Source organism: Streptomyces yangpuensis (assembly GCF_024666385.1).
Taxonomy (GTDB): domain Bacteria; phylum Actinomycetota; class Actinomycetes; order Streptomycetales; family Streptomycetaceae; genus Streptomyces; species Streptomyces yangpuensis.
On record NZ_CP102514.1, the window covers coordinates 3703646 to 3726858 of the forward strand.

At 69.6% G+C, this 23213-nt stretch carries 18 protein-coding genes; 9 read left to right on the forward strand and 9 right to left on the reverse strand.

All coding sequences use genetic code 11. The annotated features are described in order from the left end of the window. Position 1 precedes the first annotated feature (1 nt). Positions 2-1387 (reverse strand): serine hydrolase domain-containing protein, encoded by a 1386-nt coding sequence (locus NRK68_RS16895; protein ID WP_183066380.1) that lies wholly within the window; start codon positions 1385-1387, stop codon positions 2-4. Positions 1388-1396: 9 nt separating this feature from the next. Further along, positions 1397-2860, reverse strand: a complete 1464-nt coding sequence (gene dnaB / locus NRK68_RS16900) for a replicative DNA helicase (RefSeq protein WP_183066703.1) — start codon at positions 2858-2860, stop codon at positions 1397-1399. 454 nt (positions 2861-3314) lie between these two features. Here dnaB and NRK68_RS16905 point away from each other — a divergent pair, with 454 nt between their 5' ends. Then, positions 3315-4652 carry an MATE family efflux transporter gene (locus tag NRK68_RS16905; RefSeq protein WP_183066381.1) on the forward strand — a complete coding sequence of 446 codons (1338 nt, stop codon included), beginning with the start codon at positions 3315-3317 and terminating at the stop codon, positions 4650-4652. 137 nt (positions 4653-4789) lie between these two features. On the opposite strand, the gene rplI is transcribed toward NRK68_RS16905, so the two are convergent. The 4 genes from rplI to rpsF form a co-directional block, all read right to left on the reverse strand. Next, positions 4790-5236 (reverse strand): 50S ribosomal protein L9, encoded by a 447-nt coding sequence (gene rplI / locus NRK68_RS16910; RefSeq protein WP_030956813.1) that lies wholly within the window; start codon positions 5234-5236, stop codon positions 4790-4792. Between the two features lie 18 nt (positions 5237-5254). Continuing rightward, on the reverse strand, positions 5255-5491 hold the full coding sequence (rpsR, locus tag NRK68_RS16915; protein ID WP_005315025.1) for a 30S ribosomal protein S18: 237 nt from the start codon (positions 5489-5491) through the stop codon (positions 5255-5257). A gap of 42 nt (positions 5492-5533) precedes the next feature. Further along, positions 5534-6121 (reverse strand): single-stranded DNA-binding protein, encoded by a 588-nt coding sequence (locus NRK68_RS16920; RefSeq protein ID WP_046777634.1) that lies wholly within the window; start codon positions 6119-6121, stop codon positions 5534-5536. A gap of 72 nt (positions 6122-6193) precedes the next feature. Then, complete coding sequence (gene rpsF, locus NRK68_RS16925) at positions 6194-6484, reverse strand: 30S ribosomal protein S6 (protein WP_004950685.1); 291 nt, start codon at positions 6482-6484, stop codon at positions 6194-6196. Between the two features lie 250 nt (positions 6485-6734). On the opposite strand from rpsF, the gene NRK68_RS16930 reads away from it, so the two are divergent. The 3 genes from NRK68_RS16930 (at position 6735) to NRK68_RS16940 (ending at position 9402) form a co-directional block, all read left to right on the forward strand. After that, entirely contained in the window at positions 6735-7037 is a 303-nt protein-coding gene (locus tag NRK68_RS16930; protein ID WP_046777635.1) for a hypothetical protein, read from the forward strand. Positions 7038-7178: 141 nt separating this feature from the next. After that, a complete protein-coding gene (locus tag NRK68_RS16935) occupies positions 7179-8297 on the forward strand; it encodes a lipid II:glycine glycyltransferase FemX (RefSeq protein WP_183066382.1) in 1119 nt (372 codons plus the stop codon). A 73-nt stretch (positions 8298-8370) separates the two neighbouring features. Beyond that, positions 8371-9402, forward strand: a complete 1032-nt coding sequence (locus NRK68_RS16940; protein ID WP_046777636.1) for an alanine racemase — start codon at positions 8371-8373, stop codon at positions 9400-9402. Positions 9403-9412: 10 nt separating this feature from the next. On the opposite strand, the gene NRK68_RS16945 is transcribed toward NRK68_RS16940, so the two are convergent. After that, positions 9413-10873 (reverse strand): glycosyltransferase family 87 protein, encoded by a 1461-nt coding sequence (locus tag NRK68_RS16945; protein ID WP_183066383.1) that lies wholly within the window; start codon positions 10871-10873, stop codon positions 9413-9415. A 94-nt stretch (positions 10874-10967) separates the two neighbouring features. Further along, positions 10968-13556: a transglycosylase domain-containing protein gene (locus tag NRK68_RS16950; RefSeq protein WP_257856138.1), complete on the reverse strand. Its 2589-nt coding sequence runs from the start codon at positions 13554-13556 to the stop codon at positions 10968-10970. 275 nt (positions 13557-13831) lie between these two features. Between NRK68_RS16950 and NRK68_RS16955 the strand changes: the two genes are divergently transcribed. From NRK68_RS16955 to NRK68_RS16965, 3 genes are all read left to right on the forward strand, one after another. Next, complete coding sequence (locus NRK68_RS16955; protein WP_030839336.1) at positions 13832-14434, forward strand: PadR family transcriptional regulator; 603 nt, start codon at positions 13832-13834, stop codon at positions 14432-14434. A gap of 49 nt (positions 14435-14483) precedes the next feature. Then, the gene (locus NRK68_RS16960; RefSeq protein WP_030956798.1) at positions 14484-15566 is read left to right on the forward strand and encodes an inositol-3-phosphate synthase; all 1083 of its coding nucleotides are present in this window, start codon (positions 14484-14486) and stop codon (positions 15564-15566) included. Between the two features lie 106 nt (positions 15567-15672). After that, positions 15673-16941 carry an MFS transporter gene (locus tag NRK68_RS16965; protein ID WP_183066385.1) on the forward strand — a complete coding sequence of 423 codons (1269 nt, stop codon included), beginning with the start codon at positions 15673-15675 and terminating at the stop codon, positions 16939-16941. Between the two features lie 67 nt (positions 16942-17008). On the opposite strand, the gene NRK68_RS16970 is transcribed toward NRK68_RS16965, so the two are convergent. Next, complete coding sequence (locus NRK68_RS16970) at positions 17009-18475, reverse strand: CCA tRNA nucleotidyltransferase (protein WP_257856139.1); 1467 nt, start codon at positions 18473-18475, stop codon at positions 17009-17011. A gap of 185 nt (positions 18476-18660) precedes the next feature. Here NRK68_RS16970 and NRK68_RS16975 point away from each other — a divergent pair, with 185 nt between their 5' ends. Next, complete coding sequence (locus NRK68_RS16975; RefSeq protein WP_183066387.1) at positions 18661-20925, forward strand: DUF6049 family protein; 2265 nt, start codon at positions 18661-18663, stop codon at positions 20923-20925. A gap of 46 nt (positions 20926-20971) precedes the next feature. Further along, a complete protein-coding gene (gene murJ / locus NRK68_RS16980) occupies positions 20972-23146 on the forward strand; it encodes a murein biosynthesis integral membrane protein MurJ (RefSeq protein WP_183066388.1) in 2175 nt (724 codons plus the stop codon). The last annotated feature ends 67 nt before the right edge of the window (positions 23147-23213 follow it).

Consider the following 23213-nt stretch of genomic DNA (forward strand, 5'->3'; position numbering starts at 1 on the left):
CTCAGCCGATCCCGCGCCAGCCCTGCGGGTCGACGCCGCCGGGCACCGGGGCAGCGGCGTCGTACGGCTCCCTCGTGAACACGAACGACGCCAGATCGAGGTGGCTCACCGAGCCGTCCTCCCGGCGGACCGCCCGCAGCGTCTCACCGGCGTAGTACCCGGACAGCCCGGTCCAGCTGCCGTCGGGCTCGGACCGGAACCGGGCGTTGCGCCCACTCCCAGCGACCGGCCCCAGTTCCAGGGATCCGTCCGCGAGCAGCCGCACCACGTGGGCCGAAGTCCCCCAGTACCAGGGGCCGCACACGTCCAGGGGCACCTGGTCCGCAGCCGTGAACGGCCGCCACGGAGAGGGGAACGGGGGCTCCGCGTCCGCCACGATCCCGACGAGATCGACCGCGACGGCCGAGGCCGGCACCCCCGAGGTGCAGTTGGCCAGCACCACCGCGGCCACGTCGTCCACCTCGCTCATCCACAGCCCCGCGACGAACCCGGGCAGCGAACCGCTGTGGCCCGCCAGCCTGCGCGCGCCCTGGGCCGTCAGCTGCATCCCCAGCCCGTAGCCGAGGTCGGCGAGGCCGGGCTCCGGGGGCGCCGCCGGGCGGCGCATCTCCCGTACGGACTCCGCGCTCAGGACCCGCTCGTCACCGCGCAGCAGGAAGGCGGCGAACCGTGCGAGGTCCCGGGTCGTGGACCACAGCTGACCGGCCGCGGCCATCAGCCCCAGGTCCTCCAGCGGTTCGGGCATCATCACATCGGCCCACGGGTGCACCGCCCATCCGCCGGCGTGCGGCGCCTGCGGCAGTCCGCTCGTACGGTCCAGGCCGAGGGGTTCCAGCACCTCGGCCCGCAAGGCCTCTTCCCACGGCCGGCCGCGCAGCGCCTCCACCAGCGAACCCAGCAGGGTGTAACCGGGGTTGGAGTAGTGGTGCCTGCTGCCCGGGGCGAGCTTGAAGGGCTCCTCGCCCAGCACGTCGGCGAGCTCGGGCCGCTGCGAGCCGGGGGTCCGCTCCCACCACTCGCCGGGGGTCTCCGCCGCCAGTCCGCCGGTGTGGGCCAGCAGTTGGGCGATGGTCACGTGGCCGGCGGCGGTCCCCGGGAGGTGCTTGTCCAGCGGGTCGTCGAGCCTCAGCAGTCCCTCGTCACGCAGGCGCATGACGAGGACGGCGGTGAAGGTCTTGCTGATCGACCCGATCCGGTACTGCACGTTCCCGTCCGGGCCGTGCCCTTCGACGGAGGTCCGGGAACCCTCCCAGACCACCTCCCCGCCGCGCAGCACGGCCGCGACGACCGACGGGGCCCGTCCAGTGCTCTGGGCGACGGCGATCCGGTGCCTCAGCGCACGACGGGTGGCAGGCAGCAGTTCACGGTCCTCGGCAAGCTCATCCATGATCGGATGCTACGTGTTGGCCATGTCCACGAAGCGCGAGTAGTGGCCCTGGAAGGCGACCGTGATCGTCGCGGTGGGGCCGTTACGGTGCTTGGCCACGATCAGGTCGGCCTCACCGGCACGAGGCGACTCCTTCTCGTAGGCGTCCTCGCGGTGCAGCAGGATCACCATGTCGGCGTCCTGCTCGATGGAGCCCGACTCACGCAGGTCGGAGACCATCGGCTTCTTGTCGGTCCGCTGCTCCGGGCCACGGTTCAGCTGGGAGAGCGCGATCACCGGGACCTCCAGCTCCTTCGCCAGCAGCTTCAGATTTCGGGACATGTCCGAGACCTCCTGCTGGCGGCTCTCGGGCCGGCGCGAGCCACCCGACTGCATCAGCTGGAGGTAGTCGATGACCACGAGCGAGAGGTCGTTGCGCTGCTTGAGCCGACGGCACTTGGCCCGGATCTCCATCATCGACAGGTTGGGGGAATCGTCGATGTAGAGCGGGGCGGCCGAGACGTCGGGCATCCGGCGGGCCAGCCGGGTCCAGTCGTCGTCCGTCATCGTGCCCGAACGCATGTGGTGCAGCGCCACCCTGGCCTCGGCCGACAGCAGGCGCATGGCGATCTCGTTGCGCCCCATTTCGAGGGAGAAGATCACGCTGGGCAGATTGCTCTTGATGGAGCAGGCGCGGGCGAAGTCCAGCGCGAGTGTGGACTTACCCATGGCCGGACGTGCGGCGATGACGATCATCTGGCCCGGGTGCAGGCCGTTGGTCAGCGAGTCCAGGTCGGTGAAGCCGGTGGGCACGCCCGACATCTGCCCGCTGCGCGAACCGATGGCCTCGATCTCGTCGAGGGCGCCTTCCATGATGTCGCCGAGCGGCAGGTAGTCCTCGGAGGTCCGCTGCTCGGTGACGGCGTAGATCTCGGCCTGGGCGCTGTTGACGATCTCGTCGACGTCGCCGTCGGCGGCGTACCCCATCTGCGTGATCTTCGTACCGGCGGCGACGAGGCGGCGCAGGACGGCCCGCTCGTGGACGATCTCCGCGTAGTACTCGGCGTTCGCCGCTGTGGGCACCGACTGGACCAGCGTGTGCAGGTACGAGGCCCCGCCGACCTTGCTGATCTCGCCGCGACGGGTCAGTTCGGCGCCGACGGTGATCGGGTCGGCCGGCTCGCCCTTGGCGTACAGGTCGAGGATGGCCTGGTAGATCGTCTCGTGCGAGGGCCGGTAGAAGTCGTGGCCCTTGATGACCTCGACCACGTCGGCGATGGCGTCCTTGGAGAGGAGCATGCCGCCCAGCACGGACTGCTCGGCGTCGAGGTCCTGCGGGGGGACGCGCTCGAAGCCGCCACCGCCGCCGTCCCAGGAGCCGCCCTCGCGGCCCCGGTCGTGCTGCTCGTCGCCGCGGCCCCGGCCGTCGCTGTTACGGCGCGGACGGGCGGGCAGACGGTCGCTCGGACCGCTGTCGGCCCAGGGGTCGTCCATGGGCTCGGGCATACTCACCGGGCCGCCTCCTCCCGTCCGCAAAGCGGACCTTGCCGTGCGGCTCTTTCTACGACACGGCTCTGACATCTGGGGCACCCGAATCGGCTGTCGGCGAGTCGGGCAACGCACCACGGTAGGGCCGCGAGCGGCGTCAGCCAATCTTGTTATCCACAGGCTCTGTGGATGAGATGTGGACGACGGCGCCAATGCTGTGGGTAACTCCCCCGAAGCTGTGCACGGACCGGGGGACGACGCTGTGGACAAAATCACCCAGGGCACCCCGTTACCCCACCTGACCTGCGGTTTCGTCTTCCATCGAGCGCGTGGGGGAAATTTCTTCGCCGCGCTCCCGAGAACGCCTCCAACGGGGCGGGAAGAACGCCCGAGCCGGCGCAACCAGTAAGGATCCATTCGGGGTTGCGTCCATTACCTGTGGAAGATTAGATTGGAGCGCATGACCCAGGCCCTCGCAGCACCCACGGCGGGGCCGAGACGGCATGACCGAGAGATCTTCGCGCTCGCTGTCCCCGCCTTCGGCGCCCTCGTCGCCGAGCCCCTCTTCGTGATGTTCGACAGCGCCATCGTGGGACACCTCGGCACCCCCCAGCTGGCCGGCCTCGGCATCGCCGCCGCCCTGCTCACCACTGCCGTGAGCGTGTTCGTCTTCCTCGCCTACGCCACCACGGCCGCCGTTTCCCGCCGGGTCGGTGCCGGAGACCTGCAGGCAGCCATCCGGCAGGGCATGGACGGCATCTGGCTGGCCCTCCTGCTCGGCGTGGCCGTCATCGCCGTGGTCCTGCCCGCCGCTCCCTCCCTGATCTCCCTCTTCGGCGCCTCGGACAGCGTCGCCCCGCACGCGATCACCTATCTGCGCATCTCCGCCCTAGGAATCCCGGCGATGCTCGTGGTCCTGGCCGCGACCGGTGTCATCCGCGGCCTCCAGGACACCCGCACACCCCTCTATGTCGCCATCGGCGGCTTCGCCCTCAACGCGGCACTGAACGTCGCGCTCGTCTACGGTGCGGGCCTCGGCATCGCCGGCTCCGCCTGGGGCACCGTTCTCGCCCAGTGCGCCATGGCGGCCGCCTACCTCTTCGTGGTCGTACGCGGAGCCCGTCGGCACGGCGCCTCCCTGCGTCCCGACAGCGCCGGCATCCGCGCGTGTGCCCAGGCCGGGGCTCCGCTCCTGGTCCGCACCCTGTCGCTGCGCGCCATCCTGATGATCGCGACCGCGGTGGCCGCCCGGCTCGGCGACGCCGACATCGCGGCCCACCAGATCCTTCTCTCCCTGTGGAGCCTGCTCGCCTTCGCGCTCGACGCCATCGCGATCGCCGGGCAGGCGATCATCGGCCGCTATCTGGGAGCGGGGGACACGGAGGGCGCGAAGGCCGTCTGCCGCCGGATGGTGCAGTGGGGCATCGCCACGGGCATCGTGCTCGGCCTGCTGGTGGTCCTGGCCCGCCCCGTCTTCATTCCGCTGTTCACCAGCGACCCGGCGGTCGAGAACGCCCTGCTGCCGGCCCTGCTGGTCGTGGCCCTCTCGCAGCCCGTGTCCGGCATCGTCTTCGTCTTGGACGGGGTCCTGATGGGTGCTGGGGACGGCCCCTACCTGGCCCGGGCCATGCTCGTGACGCTTGCCGCCTTCGCTCCGGTCGCGCTGCTCGTCCCGGCCCTCGGTGGCGGCCTGACGACGCTCTGGTGGGCAATGACCCTGATGATGCTCGTCCGGATGGTCACCCTGCAGCTGCGGGCCCGCTCCGGCCGATGGGCGATCGCGGGCGCCACCCGGTAGGTGTTTCACGTGAAACAACGCCGGGCCGTGGTCATGTTTCACGTGAAACATGACCACGGCCCGGGCCCGGCGCGGAGGAACTCATGAAACGGCGAAGGGCCGCACCCCAGCGGGGTGCGGCCCTTCGCGTGCAGCCCTTAGGCGGCGACGACCTCGATGCCCACGTTCGCGGCCACGTCGCTGTGCAGACGCACGGAGACCTGGTACGAACCGAGGGTCTTGATCGGGGAGCCCAGCTCAACGCGGCGCTTGTCGACCTTCGGGCCACCGGAAGCCTCGATCGCCGTGGCGATGTCGGCCGGGGTCACGGAGCCGAAGAGACGACCGGCGTCACCCGCGCGGGTGGCCAGACGGACCTTCACGCCCTCGAGCTTGGCCTTGACCTCGTTGGCCTGCTCGATGGTCGCGATCTCGTGGATCTTGCGGGCGCGGCGGATCTGCGCCACGTCCTTCTCGCCACCCTTGGTCCAGCGGATCGCGAAACCACGCGGGACCAGGTAGTTGCGAGCGTAACCGTCCTTGACGTCGACGACATCGCCGGCGGCACCGAGGCCAGAGACCTCGTGGGTCAGGATGATCTTCATTGGTCGGTCACCCTTTCCTTATCGCGCGGTGGACGTGTAGGGCAGCAGCGCCATCTCACGGCTGTTCTTCACGGCCGTGGCGACGTCACGCTGGTGCTGCGTGCAGTTGCCGGTGACGCGGCGGGCACGGATCTTGCCGCGGTCGGAAATGAACTTCCGCAGCATGTTCGTGTCCTTGTAGTCCACGTACGCGGTCTTGTCCTTGCAGAACGCGCAGACCTTCTTCTTAGGCTTGCGCACAGGCGGCTTCGCCATTGTGTCTCTCCTGTGTGATCAAGAAGTTTGGATGGAGCTGCCCTAGAAGGGCGGCTCGTCCGAGTAGCCACCGCCGGAGCCGCCGGAGCTTCCGCCCCAGCCGCCCCCGCCGCCGCCCTGCTGCTGGCCACCGGCCGGCGCGCTGGACGCCCACGGGTCGTCGGAGGGAGCTCCGCCGCCCTGCTGGCCGCCGCCGGGGGCTCCGCCCCAGCCGCCGCCACCCTGCTGCTGACCGCCGCCGCCGTATCCACCCTGGCCACCGCGACCGGTGGTCTTGGCGACCTTGGCCGTGGCGTTCTTCAGGCTGGGGCCGACTTCCTCGACGTCCAGCTCGTAGACCGTGCGCTTGACACCCTCACGGTCCTCGTACGACCGCTGCCTCAGCCGGCCCTGCACGATGACGCGCATGCCTCGCTGGAGGGACTCGGCGACGTTCTCCGCCGCCTGCCGCCACACCGAGCAGGTCAGGAACAGGCTCTCGCCGTCCTTCCACTCATTGGTCTGACGGTCGAAGGTGCGGGGGGTGGACGCGACACGGAACTTCGCGACCGCCGCACCCGAGGGGGTGAAGCGCAGCTCGGGGTCGTCGACGAGATTGCCGACGACCGTGATGACGGTCTCGCCTGCCATGGATGAACCTCTCGGCGGGGATTGCTGCTGGGCTGCTGTGCTACTCGATCCCGATTACCGCTGAACCGAAGTTCAGTGGGTCTCGGGGCGAAGGACCTTGGTCCGGAGAACCGACTCGTTCAGGTTCATCTGTCGGTCAAGCTCCTTGACGACCGCAGGCTCGGCCTGAAGGTCGATGACCGAGTAGATGCCCTCGGGCTTCTTCTTGATCTCGTAAGCGAGACGACGACGGCCCCAGGTGTCGACCTTCTCAACCTTTCCGTTGCCCTCACGGACGACGGAGAGGAAGTTCTCGATCAGCGGGGAGACAGCGCGCTCCTCGAGATCGGGGTCGAGGATGACCATCACTTCGTAGTGACGCATGTGGAACCCACCTCCTTTGGACTCAGCGGCCACGGTCGTTCCGTGGCAGGAGGGTCGTGATGCGTGAGCACGGCGTCCACAGAGCAGACACCGCGCAGCTGTACAGACTACCTGCTCGCGTCCTTCCGGTTGAAATCCGGCAGGAGAGGTCCACAATCTGTATCCATCGGGTGTGCTCGGTGCTATGCCCCCGGCCCCCTGCCGGAGGCAGCCCGCAGCACCGCCAGCTTCAGCCAGGAGGTGCCCTCCGATGGCACAGGCAATGCGGTCCCCTCAGATCTCCCTGCTCTCGACCGACGGAAAGCCCCATCCGCTGCAGGACACCCTGATGGCGGTCACTCTGACCCTCGGCGTCGTGGCGTTCGTCACGGCCTTCTTCCACAACCTGCACCTGATCAGCTCGTGGGCAGGGCTGATCGGAATCCTGACCGGCGCGTACGGACAGTTCGTCTCCGTCACGACACGCGAGCGCTTCGCCCTGATCATCGGCCTTGGCGCATCTGCCATCGGCTTCTACCTCGGCATGTTCCACGGCGGCCTCTTCGGGGGCTGACCCCGCTGCCCGCGGCACCTCCTCGGCAGGGCGCCGGCCGGACTCCGGCCCAGGCCCACGGCCCGTCCCCCAGAAGGGTGGCGCCCCTGTCGCAGTAGGCTTCGCGCCATAGCCAGCGAAGCCGCCGAGGAGACGCCCCGCATGAGCCTGTCCCTGAGGACCATCAGCCGAGAGCAGCATCTGGGTTACCTCCAGAGCCTGCCCTCGGCGAGCCACTGCCAGGTCCCGGCGTGGGCCGACGTCAAGAACGAGTGGCGTTCCGAGAACCTCGGTTGGTTCGACGAGTCCGATGAACTCGTCGGAGCCGCACTCGTGCTGTACCGGCAGCTGCCCAAGGTGAAGCGCTACCTCGCTTACCTGCCCGAGGGCCCGGTCATCAACTGGTACGCCCCGAACCTGGAGGAGTGGCTCCAGCCGATGCTGGCGCACCTCAAGCAGCAGGGCGCCTTCACGGTGAAGATGGGCCCGCCCGTCGTCATCCGCCGCTGGAACTCGGCGGCCATCAAGGCCGGCATCCAGGACCCGAACGTCAAGCGCCTGCGCGACGTGGAGGCCTCGGTCATCGAGCCGCGCGCCTTCGAGGTGTCCGACAAGCTGCGCCGCATGGGCTGGCAGCAGGCCGAGGACGGCGGCGCCGGCTTCGGCGACGTACAGCCGCGCTACGTCTTCCAGGTGCCGCTCGCCAACCGCTCGCTGGACGACGTCCTCAAGGGCTTCAACCAGCTGTGGCGCCGCAACATCAAGAAGGCGGAGAAGGCCGGCGTCGAGGTCGTCCAGGGCGGCTACGACGACCTGCCGACCTGGCAGCACCTCTACGAGATCACGGCCGAGCGCGACAAGTTCCGCCCGCGCCCCCTCAGCTACTTCCAGCGCCAGTGGACGGCCCTCAACTCCGAGGACCCCAACCGGATGCGCCTGTACATCGCCACGCACGAGGGGGAGCCGCTGGCCGCCGCCACGATGCTCACCGTCGGCCAGCACGTCTGGTACTCCTACGGCGCCTCCGCCAACCACAAGCGCGAGGTCCGGCCCTCGAACGCGATGCAGTGGCGGATGCTGCGCGACGCGTACGCGCTCGGCGCGAGCGTCTACGACCTGCGCGGAATCTCTGACACGCTGGACGAGAACGACCACCTGTTCGGTTTGATCCAGTTCAAGGTCGGTACCGGCGGCGAAGCCGTGGAGTACGTCGGCGAGTGGGACTTCCCGCTGAACAAGGTGCTGCACAAGGCGCTCGACATCTACATGTCGCGTCGCTGACCCCGATCCACCCGTTTTCCCCACACAGTCCCCGCTGCACCGCGCAGCTTCATCGGAGAGGTTCCGGACGGGCATGGCGCTCACGCTCTACGTCGACACCGCGCGCTGGCGTGCGCACCAGAAGCAGGTCCAGGACCAGTTCCCCGGGATGATCCCGGTCTGCAAGGGCAACGGCTACGGCTTCGGCCACGAGCGGCTGTGCGAGGAGGCGACCCGGATGGGCGCCGACGTGCTCGCGGTCGGCACGACGTACGAGGCCGCCAGCATCAAGGACTGGTTCGGCGGCGACCTGCTCGTCCTCACCCCGTTCCGCCGGGGTGAGGAGCCGGTGCCGCTGCCGGACCGGGTCATCCGCTCGGTGTCCTCGCTGGAAGGCGTCCGCAGCCTGGTCGGCGCCCGCATGGTCATCGAGTGCATGAGCTCCATGCGTCGCCACGGCATCTCCGAGCAGGACCTGGGCCAGCTGCACGGCGCGATCGAGGACGTACGGCTGGAGGGCTTCGCCCTGCACCTGCCGCTGGACCGACCGGACGGCTCGGACGCCGTGGAGGAGGTCATCGGCTGGATGGACCGGCTGCGTGCGGCCCGGCTGCCGCTGCACACCATGTTCGTCAGCCATCTGCGGGCCGAGGAGCTGGCGCGGCTCCAGCAGCAGTTCCCCCAGACCCGCTTCCGGGCCCGGATCGGCACCCGGCTGTGGCTGGGCGACCACGAGGCGACCGAGTACCGCGGCTCGGTGCTCGACGTCACCCGCGTGGCCAAGGGGGACCGGTTCGGCTACCGCCAGCAGAAGGCCGCCTCGGACGGCTGGCTGGTCGTGGTCGCCGGCGGTACCTCGCACGGTGTCGGTCTGGAGGCCCCGAAGGCGCTGCACGGTGTGATGCCGCGCGCCAAGGGGGTCGCCCGGGCCGGCCTGGCCACGGTCAACAGGAACCTGTCGCCGTTCGTGTGGGCGGGCAAGCAGCGCTGGTTCGCCGAGCCGCCGCACATGCAGGTGTCGATCCTGTTCGTGCCGGCCGACGCGGCCGAGCCGAAGGTCGGCGACGAGCTGGTCGCGCACCTGCGGCACACGACCACGCAGTTCGACCGGCTGCTCGACTCCTGAGCCGTCCCGGTCAGTTCCCGGGGCCGGTGCCCCAGTCGACCCGCTGTCCCTCCGAGGGCGTCGCGTACCGCGGCGCCCTCGCTGCGTCCGACAACACGAACACGTCCGCGGCACCGTCCAGGACGCCGCCGGAGGGGTCGTCCGAGCCGTCCCGGCGGACGACGTCGTGCTCCGGGTGCAGGATGTCGCGGACGACGACGGCGCACAGGTACAGCGTGGCCAGCAGGTGGGCGGCGATCGCCAGCTGGTAGCCCTCCACGGGCAGCCCCTGGTGCTTGTCACCGCTGTTGATGTAGGCGAGGTAGAACCAGATGCCGAGGTAGTAGACGACCTCGCCGGCCTGCCAGATCAGGAAGTCCCGCCAGCGCGGCCGGGCCAGCGCGGCGAGCGGGATCAGCCACAGCACGTACTGCGGTGAGTAGACCTTGTTGCAGAGGATGAAGGCCGCGACGACCAGGAAGGCCAGCTGGGCGAAGCGGGGGCGGCGGGGGGCGGTCAGGGTGAGCAGTCCGATGGCCCCGCACAGCAGGAGCGTCAGCCCGGTCGCGTAGGTGTTGGCGTCGTGCAGGGGGTTGCCCGAGCGCTGGGAGATCAGCAGCCATACGGAGCCGAAGTCGATGGGCCGCTCCTGGCTGAAGGTGTAGAACTTCGTCCAGCCCTCCCAGGCGAACAGCATGACGGGCAGGTTCGCCACGAGCCAGGCACCGGCCGCGCCCAGGGCCGCCCCGCCGAAGGCACGCCACCTGCCGGCCCGCCAGCACAGGACGAACAGGACCCCGAGGAGCAGGACGGGGTAGAGCTTCGCCGCGGTCGCCAGACCGATGAGGACCCCGAAGAGGACCGTCCGCCCCCGGGACCACATGAGCATCCCGGCCGCGGTCAGGGCGATGGCCAGCAGGTCCCAGTTGATCGTCGCCGTGAGGGCGAAGGCGGGCGCGAGGGCGAAGAGCAGGGCGTCCCAGGGCCGGCGGCGGTGGGTGCGGGCGACGCACACGGCGATGACCGCGGCGCAGGCCATCAGCATGCCCGCGTTGACCATCCAGTACATCTGCTCGCGGTGCTGCATGGAGCCGCTGCCGGGGGTCAGCCAGGAGGCGATCTCCATGAAGAGACCGGTGAGCACCGGGTACTCCAGGTACTCCATGTCGCCGGGGATCCGGTCGAAGTAGGGCGTCAGGTTGTCGGCGAAGCCGCGGACCGCGTACAGGTGCGGGATGTCGGAGTAGCACGCGTGGGTGTACTGCGAGGTCGCGCCCTGGAACCACGCCCAGTTGTAGCAGGGCAGCTTCTGCACCATGCCGAGCGCGAACATGCCGATGGCGAGGAGGGCCACGACGCGCACCGGTCCCAGCCAGTGTCCGCCGAGGCGGGCGTAGCGGCCGATCGGGCCGCCGATGAGCTCGCTGCCGGCTGCGGCGACCTCGTCCTGCTGCGTGGGCCGTACGGGACGGTCCTCGTGCACCTTCGTCATGGGGGTCATCCTGCCGTACGGGGCCCGGCACGGGGGAAGGCCGCCGCACGACGGGTGCGACGGCCTTCCTCGGTCCTCGGGGCGGTGAGGTGGGTCAGTCCTGTGCCGTGCCGGTGGTGGTGGATCCGGTCAGGCCGCCGGGGCGGCCCGGCCGGGCGGTGGGCGACGGGGACGGTGATCCGCTGGGTCCGCCGATGATCCCCGTCGTGGTGCCGCTGTTCGTACCTCCGTCGGTGGTCCCGCGCGTGGTGTCCGGGTCGCAGTACAGCTCCCACGGCTTGCACGGCCGGCCGCCCTTGGACGGCGTCGGGGACGGCGGCGGGCTGCTCGGCGGGAGCGAGGAGGGGGTCTGGGACGGCGTCACGGGTGCCGTGGGCGTGGGGGAGGGGGCACCGGCGGAGTCGGCCGTGACCCCGAGGTCCTCGGCCTCCGGGAAGTCCTTCACCGGGGTGCCCTTGAGGGCCGCACCCATGTACTCGGTCCAGATCTCGGCCGGGATGTCACCACCGTGGAGGGAGGGGATGTCGCCCACGCCCTTCATGGAGATCAGCTTCTTCTCGGCCGAGTTGGGGTCGGTGCGGAAGAGGACCACGGAGGTCGACAGTTCCGGGGTGTAGCCGACGAACCACGCCGACTTGTTCTCGTCCGTGGTGCCGGTCTTGCCCGCGGCGGGCCGGCCCAGCTTCTTGGCCTTCTTGCCGGTGCCGTTCTCGATGACGTTCTCCAGCACCTTGGTGACGTTGTCCGCGACCGCGTTGTCCATGGCCCGCTGGTCCTTCGGGGTCTCGAAGCCGGACAGCTTCTCGCCGTTCTTCTCGACCGCGGTGACGGAGTACGGCTCGCGGTGCATGCCGGAGGCTGCGAAGGTGGCGTACGAGTCGGCCATGCGGATGGCGCTGGGGGTGGAGGTGCCCAGGGCGAAGGAGGCGTCGTTGTTCGGGTTGATCGACTCCTCGAGGATGCCCGTGGCCTTCGCCACGTTCTTGACCTTGTCGTGGCCGACGTCGAAGACGAGCTGGGCGAACGGGACGTTGATGGACTTCTCCATCGCCTCGTTGAGGGTCACGTACCCGAACGGGGTCGGGCTCTCGTTCTTCTGCCGGAACGGGTTGCCCGAGGAGTCGCGCAGCGGCTTGCCCTCACGGTTGTTGATCACCGTGAGGTCGTTCGCCTGGTACTTGCTGTTGACCGAGATGCCCTTGCCGTTGGAGTTCTGGGTGCCGTATTCCATGGCCGCCGCCAGCACGTACGGCTTCCAGGTCGAGCCGACCGGGACGCCGCTGGTGTTGGCGTTGTTGCTGAAGTACTTCTTGTCCCAGCCCGGGCCGCCGTACAGGGCCACGAGCGCGCCGGTCTTCACGTCCACGGAGGCGGCGCCGAACTGTACGAAGGTGTCGGTGTCGGGGCGCTTCTTCTCGTCGATCAGCCCGGCGCGGATGTCCTCGACGGCCTTCGTCATGGCGTCCACCTTGGGCTTCTCGAAGGTGGTCTTGATCCGGTAGCCGCCCATGGCCATCTGTTCGGCGGTGATGCCCTTGGTCTTCATCACGTACGCCTTGGCCGTGTCGACCAGGTAACCGATCTGGCCGGTCATGCCGCGGGCCTGCTCCGACTCGACGCGCGCCGGGAACTCCGTGTGCTTCGCCCGCTCCGCCGGGTCCATGCGGCCGACCTCGACCTCGCGGTCCAGGACCCAGGCCCAGCGCTCCCTGGCGCGCTTCTCGTTGAGGACGGGAGTGGCGGCGGCGCCGATGCCGCCGTCCGGGTTGTAGAGGTTGGGGCCCTTGAGCACGGCGGCGAGGAACGCGCACTCGGAGGGGTTCAGGTCCTGGCTGTCCTTGCCGAAGTAGGCGCGGGCCGCGGCCTGGATGCCGTAGGCGTCCCGCCCGTAGTAGGCGGTGTTGAGGTAGCCCGCAAGGACCGTGTCCTTCTCCTCCGTGACGCCCAGCCTTATCGCGATGAAGAGCTCGGTGACCTTGCGCTTGAGCGTCTGGTCGGAGTCCAGGTAGGTGTTCTTCACGTACTGCTGGGTGATGGTCGAGCCGCCCTGGGTGGAGCCGCCCGTGCCCATGTTCCACACGGCCCGGGCGATGCCCATCGGGTCCACGCCCTTGTCGGTCTCGAAGGATTCGTTCTCCGCCGCGATCACGGCGTCCCTCATCGACCGGGGGATGCTCGAGATGGGGACGATCTGCCGGTTCATCGAGCCGCCCGTCGCCACCATCTGGCTGCCGTCGGCCCAGTAGAAGACGTTGTTCTGCGCCTGGGCCGCCTTGTTGGGGTCGGGCGTGCTCACCATGGCGATACCGATGCCGGTACCGGCGACGATGACCGAGAAGAAGCCCAGGGCGGTGCCGGAAACCAGCTTCCAGGAGGGGACGAAGCGCTTCCAGCCGTCCCGGTCGGACCGCGGGTAGTTGATCAGCCGCTTGTCCGGGCTGCCGGCGCCGCGAGCGCCGCCGGCGCCTCCTCTGCCACGTCCCGAGGATCCTCTCTGCGCGGCCCGGCGGGCATCGGCGCGACCGCCCTGGGAGGGCTGCTGTGCGTAGGGGCCGCTGTGTGACGCGGTGGGGACGTCACGTCCGGCCGGGGCACCCCTGCCGGGGCGCGGCGGGGCGGCGCGGCGGGCGGAGGCCCGCCCTCCGCCCTGGGGCTGCGGCGGTTTGCGGCGGTGCTCGCTCATCGAACGACTACTCCTCGGGCAGGCGAGTGGCCTGGAAGCGGCAGATGAATTCCGGTTCCCCCCGGTGTCATGGCGCACAGACTACGCACGCTCAAAACCCGACCAGTGCCGAAGTTCACCCCAAATCAGGCAACCTGCCTGGTGCGAATCGGTGATGTGATGCCGGTCACCATGTCTCCCCTTGTCGATGAAGGCGGCCCGTTCTATCGTCTGGATGTATCGAGCCGATACATCAGCTCGGCATAAAGACTCAGGGGTGGAGGAGAGGCAGGCGGATGAGCAGACGCTCCGGCATCCTCGAGTTCGCCGTGCTCGGACTGCTCCGCGAATCCCCCATGCACGGTTACGAGCTGCGCAAGCGGCTCAACACCTCGCTGGGGGTGTTCAGGGCCTTCAGCTACGGGACGCTCTACCCCTGCCTCAAGACGCTCGTCGCCAACGGCTGGTTGATCGAAGAACCGGGCAACGCCCCGGAGGACGCTCTCGCCGCTTCACTCGCAGGGCGCCGCGCCAAGATCGTCTACCGGTTGACGGCCGCGGGTAAGGAGCGCTTCGAGGAGCTCCTCTCCCACACGGGCCCCGAGACCTGGGAGGACGAGTCCTTCGCCGCCCGCTTCGCCTTCTTCGGCCAGACCGAACGAGACGTGCGCATGCGGGTACTGGAGGGTCGCCGCAGCCGGCTGGAGGAGCGCCTGGAGAAGATGCGCGCCTCCCTCGCCCGAACGCGGGAGCGCCTCGACGACTACACGCTTGAGCTGCAGCGGCACGGCATGGAGTCCGTGGAGCGCGAAGTGCGCTGGCTGAACGAGCTCATCGAGAGTGAGCGGGCGGGACGGGATCGGCGACGATCAGGTCCGTCCGACGAAACCGAAAAATGAGGTCTGCATCTTGCAGACCTCGTCCGAGAACAAACAGGGAGCAACCGGAATGGGTTCGGTTCGCGTAGCCATCGTCGGCGTGGGCAACTGCGCCGCCTCGCTGGTGCAGGGCGTCGAGTACTACAAGGACGCCGACCCGGCGTCCAAGGTCCCCGGGCTGATGCACGTCCAGTTCGGCGACTACCACGTGCGTGACATCGAGTTCGTCGCCGCGTTCGACGTCGACGCGAAGAAGGTCGGCCTCGACCTTTCGGACGCCATCGGCGCCAGCGAGAACAACACCATCAAGATCTGCGACGTCCCGAACGCCGGTGTGACCGTTCAGCGCGGCCACACCTACGACGGTCTGGGCAAGTACTACCGCCAGACGATCGAGGAGTCCGCCGAGGCCCCGGTCGACGTCGTCCAGGTCCTCAAGGACCGTGAGGTCGACGTCCTGATCTGCTACCTGCCGGTCGGTTCCGAGGACGCGGCGAAGTTCTACGCGCAGTGCGCCATCGACGCCAAGGTCGCCTTCGTCAACGCCCTCCCGGTCTTCATCGCCGGCACCAAGGAGTGGGCCGACAAGTTCACCGAGGCCGGTGTCCCGATCGTCGGCGACGACATCAAGTCCCAGGTCGGCGCCACCATCACGCACCGCGTGATGGCGAAGCTGTTCGAGGACCGCGGTGTCCGTCTCGAGCGCACCATGCAGCTCAACGTCGGCGGCAACATGGACTTCAAGAACATGCTCGAGCGCGACCGCCTCGAGTCGAAGAAGATCTCCAAGACGCAGGCCGTCACCTCGCAGATCCCCGACCGCGAGCTGGGCGAGAAGAACGTCCACATCGGCCCGTCCGACTACGTCGCGTGGCTCGACGACCGCAAGTGGGCCTACGTCCGCCTCGAGGGCCGCGCCTTCGGCGACGTCCCGCTGAACCTCGAGTACAAGCTCGAGGTGTGGGACTCCCCGAACTCCGCCGGTGTCATCATCGACGCCCTGCGCGCCGCGAAGATCGCCAAGGACCGCGGCATCGGCGGCCCGATCCTGTCGGCGTCCAGCTACTTCATGAAGTCCCCGCCGGTCCAGTACTTCGACGACGAGGCCCTGGCCAACGTCGAGAAGTTCATCAAGGGCGAGGTCGAGCGCTAGTCGAAGCCCCGCGAGTCCTGTCGACACCTGGACTTCGGTTGTTCTTCCGCGGAGGGTCCCCGGGCAATGTGCCCGGGGACCCTCCGCGTATGTGACCCTTTCCCTCATGCCTGTCGTACGTGATCTGCGCGTACTCCTGCGCCTGAGGGACTTCCGCAACCTGCTCGCCGTACGGCTGCTCTCCCAGGCGGCGGACGGCGTGTACCAGGTCGCGCTCGCCACCTATGTCGTCTTCTCCCCCGAGAAGCAGACCTCGCCGGCGGCCATCGCCTCGGCCATGGCGGTCCTGCTGCTCCCCTACTCGGTGATCGGCCCCTTCGCCGGCGTGCTCCTCGACCGCTGGCGCCGCCGCCAGGTCTTCCTCTACGGCAATCTGCTGCGTGCCTTCCTCGCCTGCATCACCGCGGTGCTGATCGTCGCCCACGTTCCCGACTGGCTGTTCTACGCCTCGGCGCTGTCCGTGACCGCGGTGAACCGCTTCGTGCTGGCCGGGCTGGCCGCCTCGCTGCCTCGCGTGGTCGGAGCCGATCAGCTGGTCACCGCGAACGCTCTCTCCCCCACCGCGGGGACCCTCGCGGCCGTGGCCGGCGGAGGACTGGCCTTCCTCGTCCGGCTGCTCGCGTCCGGCTCCAACGCCCTCGTCGTCCTGCTCGGGGCCTGTCTCTATCTGTGTGCGGCCCTCGTCTCCCTGCGGCTGGCCATCGGGCTGCTCGGTCCCGACCACTCCGCGGGGCAGGCCCACCCCTCGGTGGCCCAAGGCATCGCCCTCACCGTGCGGGGCATGACCGAGGGCCTCCGCCACCTCGCCTCCCGGCGCCGGGCGGCCCGGGCGCTCACCGCGATGACCATGATGAGGTTCTGCTACGGGGCCCTGTTCGTCATGCTGCTGATGCTCTGCCGCTACGCCTGGTCGGACAGCGAGGCCGAGGGGCTCGCCCTCCTGGGCATCGCGGTCGGCACCTCCGGAGCGGGATTCTTCGCGGCCGCCGTCGTGACCCCGTGGCTGGTGGGGCGGCTGGGCACCCTCGGCTGGATCACCGCCTGCGCCGCGGGCTCCGCCGTCCTGGTGCCGGCCCTCGGCCTGTTCTTCGCCCCGGGGCCGATGCTCGTCGCGGCTTTCGTCCTGGGTCTCGCCACCCAGGGCGCCAAGATCTCCACCGACACCGAACTGCAGTCCCGGGTGGACGACGACTACCGCGGCCGGGTGTTCTCCGTCTACGACGTGCTGTTCAACGTCGCCTTCGTCGGGGCGGCGGCGGTGGCCGCCCTCATGCTCCCCGCGGACGGGCGGTCCGTGGTCCTGCTCGCCTGTGTGTCCGTCCTCTACGCCCTGACCGCGGCGCTCCTCGGCCGACGCAGCCGATGTTTCACGTGAAACATCGCCGATGCCCGGACCGCCGGTGCCGATGTTTCACGTGAAACATCGGCACGGCGCCCACGGGTCAGGCCTGGGCCGCCCACCACTCCTTGAGGGCGGCGACGGCGGCGTCATGCTCCATCGGACCGTTCTCCAGCCGCATCTCCAGCAGGAAGGCGTAGGCCTTGCCGATCACCGGCCCTGGGCCCACGTCCAGGACGCGCATGATCTCGTTGCCGTCCAGGTCGGGCCGGATCGCGTCCAGCTCCTCCTGCTCCTGAAGCTGTGCGATCCGCTCCTCCAGCCCGTCATAGGTGCGGGAGAGCGCGTTGGCCTTGCGCTTGTTGCGCGTGGTGCAGTCGGACCGGGTCAGCTTGTGCAGGCGGTCCAGCAGCGGGCCGGCGTCGCGGACGTAGCGCCGCACCGCGGAGTCCGTCCACTCCCCGTCTCCGTAGCCGTGGAAGCGCAGGTGCAGCTCGACCAGCCGGGACACGTCCTTGACCATGTCGTTGGAGTACTTCAGCGCGGTCAGCCGCTTCTTGGTCATCTTCGCGCCCACCACCTCGTGGTGGTGGAACGAGACCCGGCCGTCGCTCTCGAAGCGCCGCGTGCGGGGCTTGCCGATGTCGTGCAGCAGAGCAGCGAGCCGCAGCACGAGGTCCGGGCCGTCCTGCTCCAGCGCGATCGCCTGCTCCAGCACGATGAGCGAGTGCTCGTAGACGTCCTTGTGCCGGTGGTGCTCGTCACTCTCCAGCCGCAGAGCCGGCAGTTCGGGCAGCACCCGGTCGGCCAGCCCGGTGTCCACCAGCAGTCCCAGACCCCGGCGCGGGTTGGCGGAGAGGATCAGCTTGTTCAGCTCGCCCTGGACCCGCTCGGCCGAGACGATCTCGATCCGGTCGGACATCGCCTTCATCGCCGCCACGACCTCCGGGGCGACCTCGAAGTCCAGCTGCGCCGAGAAGCGCGCCGCCCGCAGCATCCGCAGGGGATCGTCGGAGAAGGAGTCCTCCGGGGTTCCCGGAGTGCGCAGCACGCCCGCGGCCAGGTCGTCCAGGCCACCGTGCGGGTCGATGAACTCCTGCTCGGGCAGGGCCAGGGCCATCGCGTTGACCGTGAAGTCACGGCGCACGAGGTCCTCGTCGATCGAGTCGCCGTAGGAGACCTCCGGCTTGCGCGACGTGCGGTCGTAGGCCTCCGAGCGGTACGTCGTCACCTCGATCTGGAAGTTCCGCACGACGTCCCCGACGCGCGCGTTCTTCTGGGCCCCGACGGTGCCGAAGGCGATGCCGACGTCCCAGACGGAGTCGGCCCACGGCCGGACGATCTTCAGTACGTCCTCGGGGCGGGCGTCGGTCGTGAAGTCGAGATCGTTGCCGAGACGCCCGAGCAGCGCATCGCGGACGGACCCGCCGACCAGGGCGAGGCGGAAGCCCGCCTCCTGGAACCGGCGGCCGAGCTCGTCGGCGACAGGAGCGACCCGCAGCAGTTCACTGACCGCGCGGCGCTGCACCTGACTCAGGGCACTGGGGTTGTCTTCGTTGGCGTTCGGCACAACAGAAAAGGGTACGTGCCCGGCCCACCGGGGACCGCCCCGTTTATCGGCGACCCCGGTACCCGGCCGCCGCGCGGCCGGCCGATCATGTGGAGCAAGGGGCGGCACTCGCACACAGCGCACCTCGTTACCATTCGTGGACGCACAAAAGACGACCACTGACACTTCTAGGGACGGGCTAGCGCGTGGCCGAGGCGGCAGACATCCAAGGGGCCTCCCCCGCCCCTGTCCGGCGCCGATGGCTGCGGCGCGCGATCGTCCTGCTCGCCGGGACCCCCGTGCTGGCCGCTCTCGTCTACGCCCCCGCCCCGCAGGCCGAGGCCGTGCAGGCCTCCTCCGTCGACGTCCAGCTGGTCTCCATGGCCCCGACCGCCCCGGTGAAGGGCGACACCCTCACCATCCAGGGCACCGTGGTCAACACCGGCTCCGAGACGATCACCGACGCCCATGTCGGGCTGCGGGTGGGACCCGCGCTCACGGACCGGTCGTCCATCGACGAGACAGCGGACCGCAACGGCTTCCGGGCCGGCACCGACCCCGGCGAGATCGACTCGGCCTACGCCGTGAAGATCGCCTCCCTGCCGTCGAAGGTCACCCAGAACTTCACCCTCACCGTCCCGGTGAACAAGCTCGAGCTCGACAAGGACGGCGTCTACCAGCTCGGAGTCTCCCTGTCCGGGGTGACCGACAGCAGGCCGTCCGAGCAGGTGCTGGGCATCAAGCGGACCTTCCTGCCCTGGCAGCCCGAGGCCGCCGCCAAGCGCTCGCAGCTCACCTACGTATGGCCACTGATCTCCACCACCCGCGTCACGGCCGAGACCGGGTCGGACGAACTCCAGACGCCGGTCTTCCTGAACGACTCCCTCTCCGAGGAGATCAAGCCCGGCGGCCGCCTGGAACAGATGGTCACGCTCGGCAAGGACCTGCCGGTCACCTGGGTCATCGATCCCGACCTGCTCTACACGGTCGACGCGATGACCAAGGGCTACCGGGTCCGCACCCCCAACGGGAAGTCCGTTCAGGGCAAGAACAAGGCCGTCGCCGAACAGTGGCTGAGCTCACTGGAGGCGGCCGTCCAGGGCAAGAAGGTCGTCGCCCTGCCCTTCGCCGACCCCGACCTCGCCTCCTTGGCACACCACGGCAAGGACGTCTCGGGCACCCTGGGGCAGCTCCGCCCGGCCACCGACAAGGCCAAGGCCGCCGTCCAGACCGTCCTGCACGTCCCCGCGTCCACCGACTTCTCCTGGCCCGTGAACGGCGCCATCGACCCGGCCATCGTCAACGTGGCCACCTCGGCCGGCGCCCACAACGTCCTGACCCGCAGCGACAGCCTCGTGGAGAGCGGCGCCCTCGGCTACACGCCGTCGGCCGCCCGCCCCATCGGGGCCGGCACCACCGCCGTCGTGGCGGACGCCGAGCTGTCCACCGCGTTCGAGGGCGACATGCTGAACGCCGGCAGCTCCACGCTCGCCGTACAGCGGTTCCTCGCCCACAGCCTCGCCCTGAACCTGCAGAGGACCGACGAGCAGCGCAGCTTCGTCGTGACCCCGCAGCGGATGCCGACCGTCAGCCAGGCGCAGACGATGGCCGCCGCCGTACGCGGCCTCCAGGGGGGCCGCTGGACGCAGCCCGCGGACCTCGAAGCGGCTGCCACCGCCAAGCCCGACCCCGGCGCCGCCACCCAGGTGCCGGGCGCCGGCCAGTACCCGGAGGACCTGCGCAAGCAGGAGCTGCCGGTGTCGGCCTTCGAGAAGATCCGCACCACCCAGAACACGCTCGACCATTTCAAGGTGATCCTCGCCGCACCCGACCGCGTGGAGATCCCCTTCGGCAACACGATCAACCGGGAGATGTCGACCTCCTGGCGAGGACGTGCCGACGAGGCCCGCCTCTACCGGGATCAGGTGCAGGAATACCTGATCGGGCTCACCGAGAAGGTCAAGGTGATCCCCAAGTCCGACGCCACCCTGTCCGGACACAGCGCCACCATCCCGGTCAGCGTCCAGAACAGCCTCGTGCAGGACGTGCACGACCTGGTCCTGCGGGTGAAGTCCGCCAACCCGTCCCGCCTGATGTTCGGCGACAGCGGCCAGGCGGAGCAGCAGGTCACCGTGCAGGGCGACCACACCCAGACGGTGAAGTTCCCGGCCAACGCCACCGCGAGCGGACCCGTCGAGGTCACCGCGCAGCTCTTCACCAAGGACGGCATCCCCTACGGCAAGGAACGCCGGTTCACCGTGGAGGCCACCGAGATCACTCCCACCGTGATGCTCGTGATCGCCGGCGGTGTGCTCCTCCTGGTCCTGGCAGGCATCAAGATGTACGCCAGTCGCAAGCGTGTCGCAGCCCGCGCCGCCGCCGAGGAGAGCGAGCAGCCGAGTGACGAGTCCCCGGACACCGAACCGCAAAGCACCGAGGGGTCCGGCACGAGTGAGACAGTGGACCGTTGAGCGATGCCGTGGCCGGTCGGCCTGGGGACGATGAGGTGGGGTTTCGATGAACGCGCCGTACGACGGTGACCGCGCGCAGGGCACTGGCGGGCCTGCGCCCTCCCAGGGCACTGCCCCGGGCACCCCGGTGCCCGGGCAGGTTCCCGTGCCTGCGCCCGCGCCGGACCGCGACCCGTATGTCCAGGGTGCCTACGACTACGACCCGTACCGGTCCCAGGACCTCTCCGCCCAGGATCCCGTCGGCGAGGTCCTCTACGACCGGGCCGCGCACCCGCCGCCGCCCCCCGGCACCTTCCAGGAGCCCGGTCCCCTCTACGCGGCTCCGGCCGCCCCCCTGTACTCCCCCGACCCGCGCGTCTGGGCCCAGACCCCGCCGCCGGAGCCGGACGGCCCCTCCCGGCACCTGCCGTACGGCGACCGTGCCGCCACCACCGAGTTCGTGGGCGTGGACTCCCTCGTCACCCGGGCCTCGGAGGAGCAGCCCGAACCGGATGCCTTCGCCCACCTCTACCGGGACCAGGAGGCGGCGCCCCGTACCCCCACCGAGGACGCCCCCGTCGCGGCACCGGCGCCGAGCAAGCCGGCCGGCCGCGCCGCGAGCCTGCTGAAGTCCAGCGCGCTCATGGCCGCGGGCACGATCGTCTCCCGCATCACCGGCTTCCTGAGAACCCTGGTCATCGCCGGGGCGATCGGCGTCGGCACCTTCAACGACACGTACCAGATCGCCAACACGCTGCCCACGATGATCTACGTGCTGGTCGGCGGCGGCGCCCTCAACGCGGTCTTCATCCCGCAGCTGGTCCGCGCGATGAAGAACGACGACGACGGGGGAGAGGCGTACGCCAACCGGCTGCTGACCCTCGTCGTGGTCCTGCTGGCCGGCATCACCACCATCTGCGTCCTGGCCGCACCCGTGTTCATCACGATGATGTCGCCGAAGATCGCCTCCGACCCGCAGCAGATGGACGTGGCCGTCGCCTTCGCACGCTACTGCCTGCCCACCATGTTCTTCATGGGCGTCCACGTGGTGCTCGGTCAGATCCTGAACGCCCGCGGCCGGTTCGGCGCGATGATGTGGACCCCGGTCCTCAACAACATCGTGGTCATCGCCACCTTCGGCGCCTTCATCTGGGCCTTCGGCGGCTTCACCACCTCCGGCGTCAACGCCACCACGGTCACCGCGGAAGGTGTCCGCCTGCTGGGTCTGGGCACCCTGCTCGGCCTGACCGTGCAGGCCCTCGCGATGCTCCCGTACCTGCGCGACGCCGGCTTCAAGCCTCGCCTGCGCTTCGACTGGAAGGGCCACGGCCTCGGCAAGGCCGCCCGCCTGGCCAAGTGGACGTTCTTCTTCGTCCTCGCCAACCAGGTCGGCCTCGTCATCGTCACCCAGCTCGCCACGTGGGCCGGTTCGGTCGCCGAGAAGCAGGGCCACCCCGGCACCGGTATCACCGCCTACAACTACGCACTGCTGCTGTGGCAGATGCCGCAGGCGATCATCACCGTCTCCGTCATGACGGCCGTCCTGCCCCGCATCTCCCGCTCCGCGCACGACGGAGACGCCGCCGCGGTCCGCGACGACATCTCGTACGGACTGCGCACGTCGGCCGTCGCGATCGTGCCCTGCGCCTTCGCGTTCCTGGCGCTCGGCGTCCCGATGGCGACCCTGCTCTATGCGGGCTCCGGCGCCGGCGCCCAGAACATCGGCTACGTCCTGATGGCCTTCGGCCTCGGACTGATCCCGTACTCCGTCCAGTACGTCGTCCTGCGCGGCTTCTACGCCTACGAGGACACCCGGACGCCCTTCTACAACACCGTCATCGTCGCCGCCGTCAACGCGGCGGGCTCGGCGGTCTCCTTCTTCGTCCTCCCCGCCCGCTGGGCCGTCGTCGGCATGGCCGCCTCCTACGGTCTCGGCTACGCCGTGGGTGTCGGCGTGGCCTGGCGCCGCCTGCGCACCCGGCTCGGCGGCGACCTCGACGGAGCGCACGTGCTGCGGACCTACGCCCGCCTCACCGGGGCCTGCGTCCCGGCGGCCGTCGTGGCCGGCGCGGCCGCCTACGGGGTCACCCAGTGGCTCGGCAGCGGAGTTCTCGGTTCCGCCACGGCCCTGCTCGCCGGCGGAATCGCCCTGGCCGCCGTCTTCCTCATCGCCGCCAAGCGGATGCGGATCGAAGAGCTCAACGCGATGGTCGGAATGGTCCGCGGACGTTTGGGGCGCTGATGCGCACAACCGTCGCCCCCTTTCGTGTGTCGTGCATAGCGTCGGACTGTGGGCACAATTGGCATGG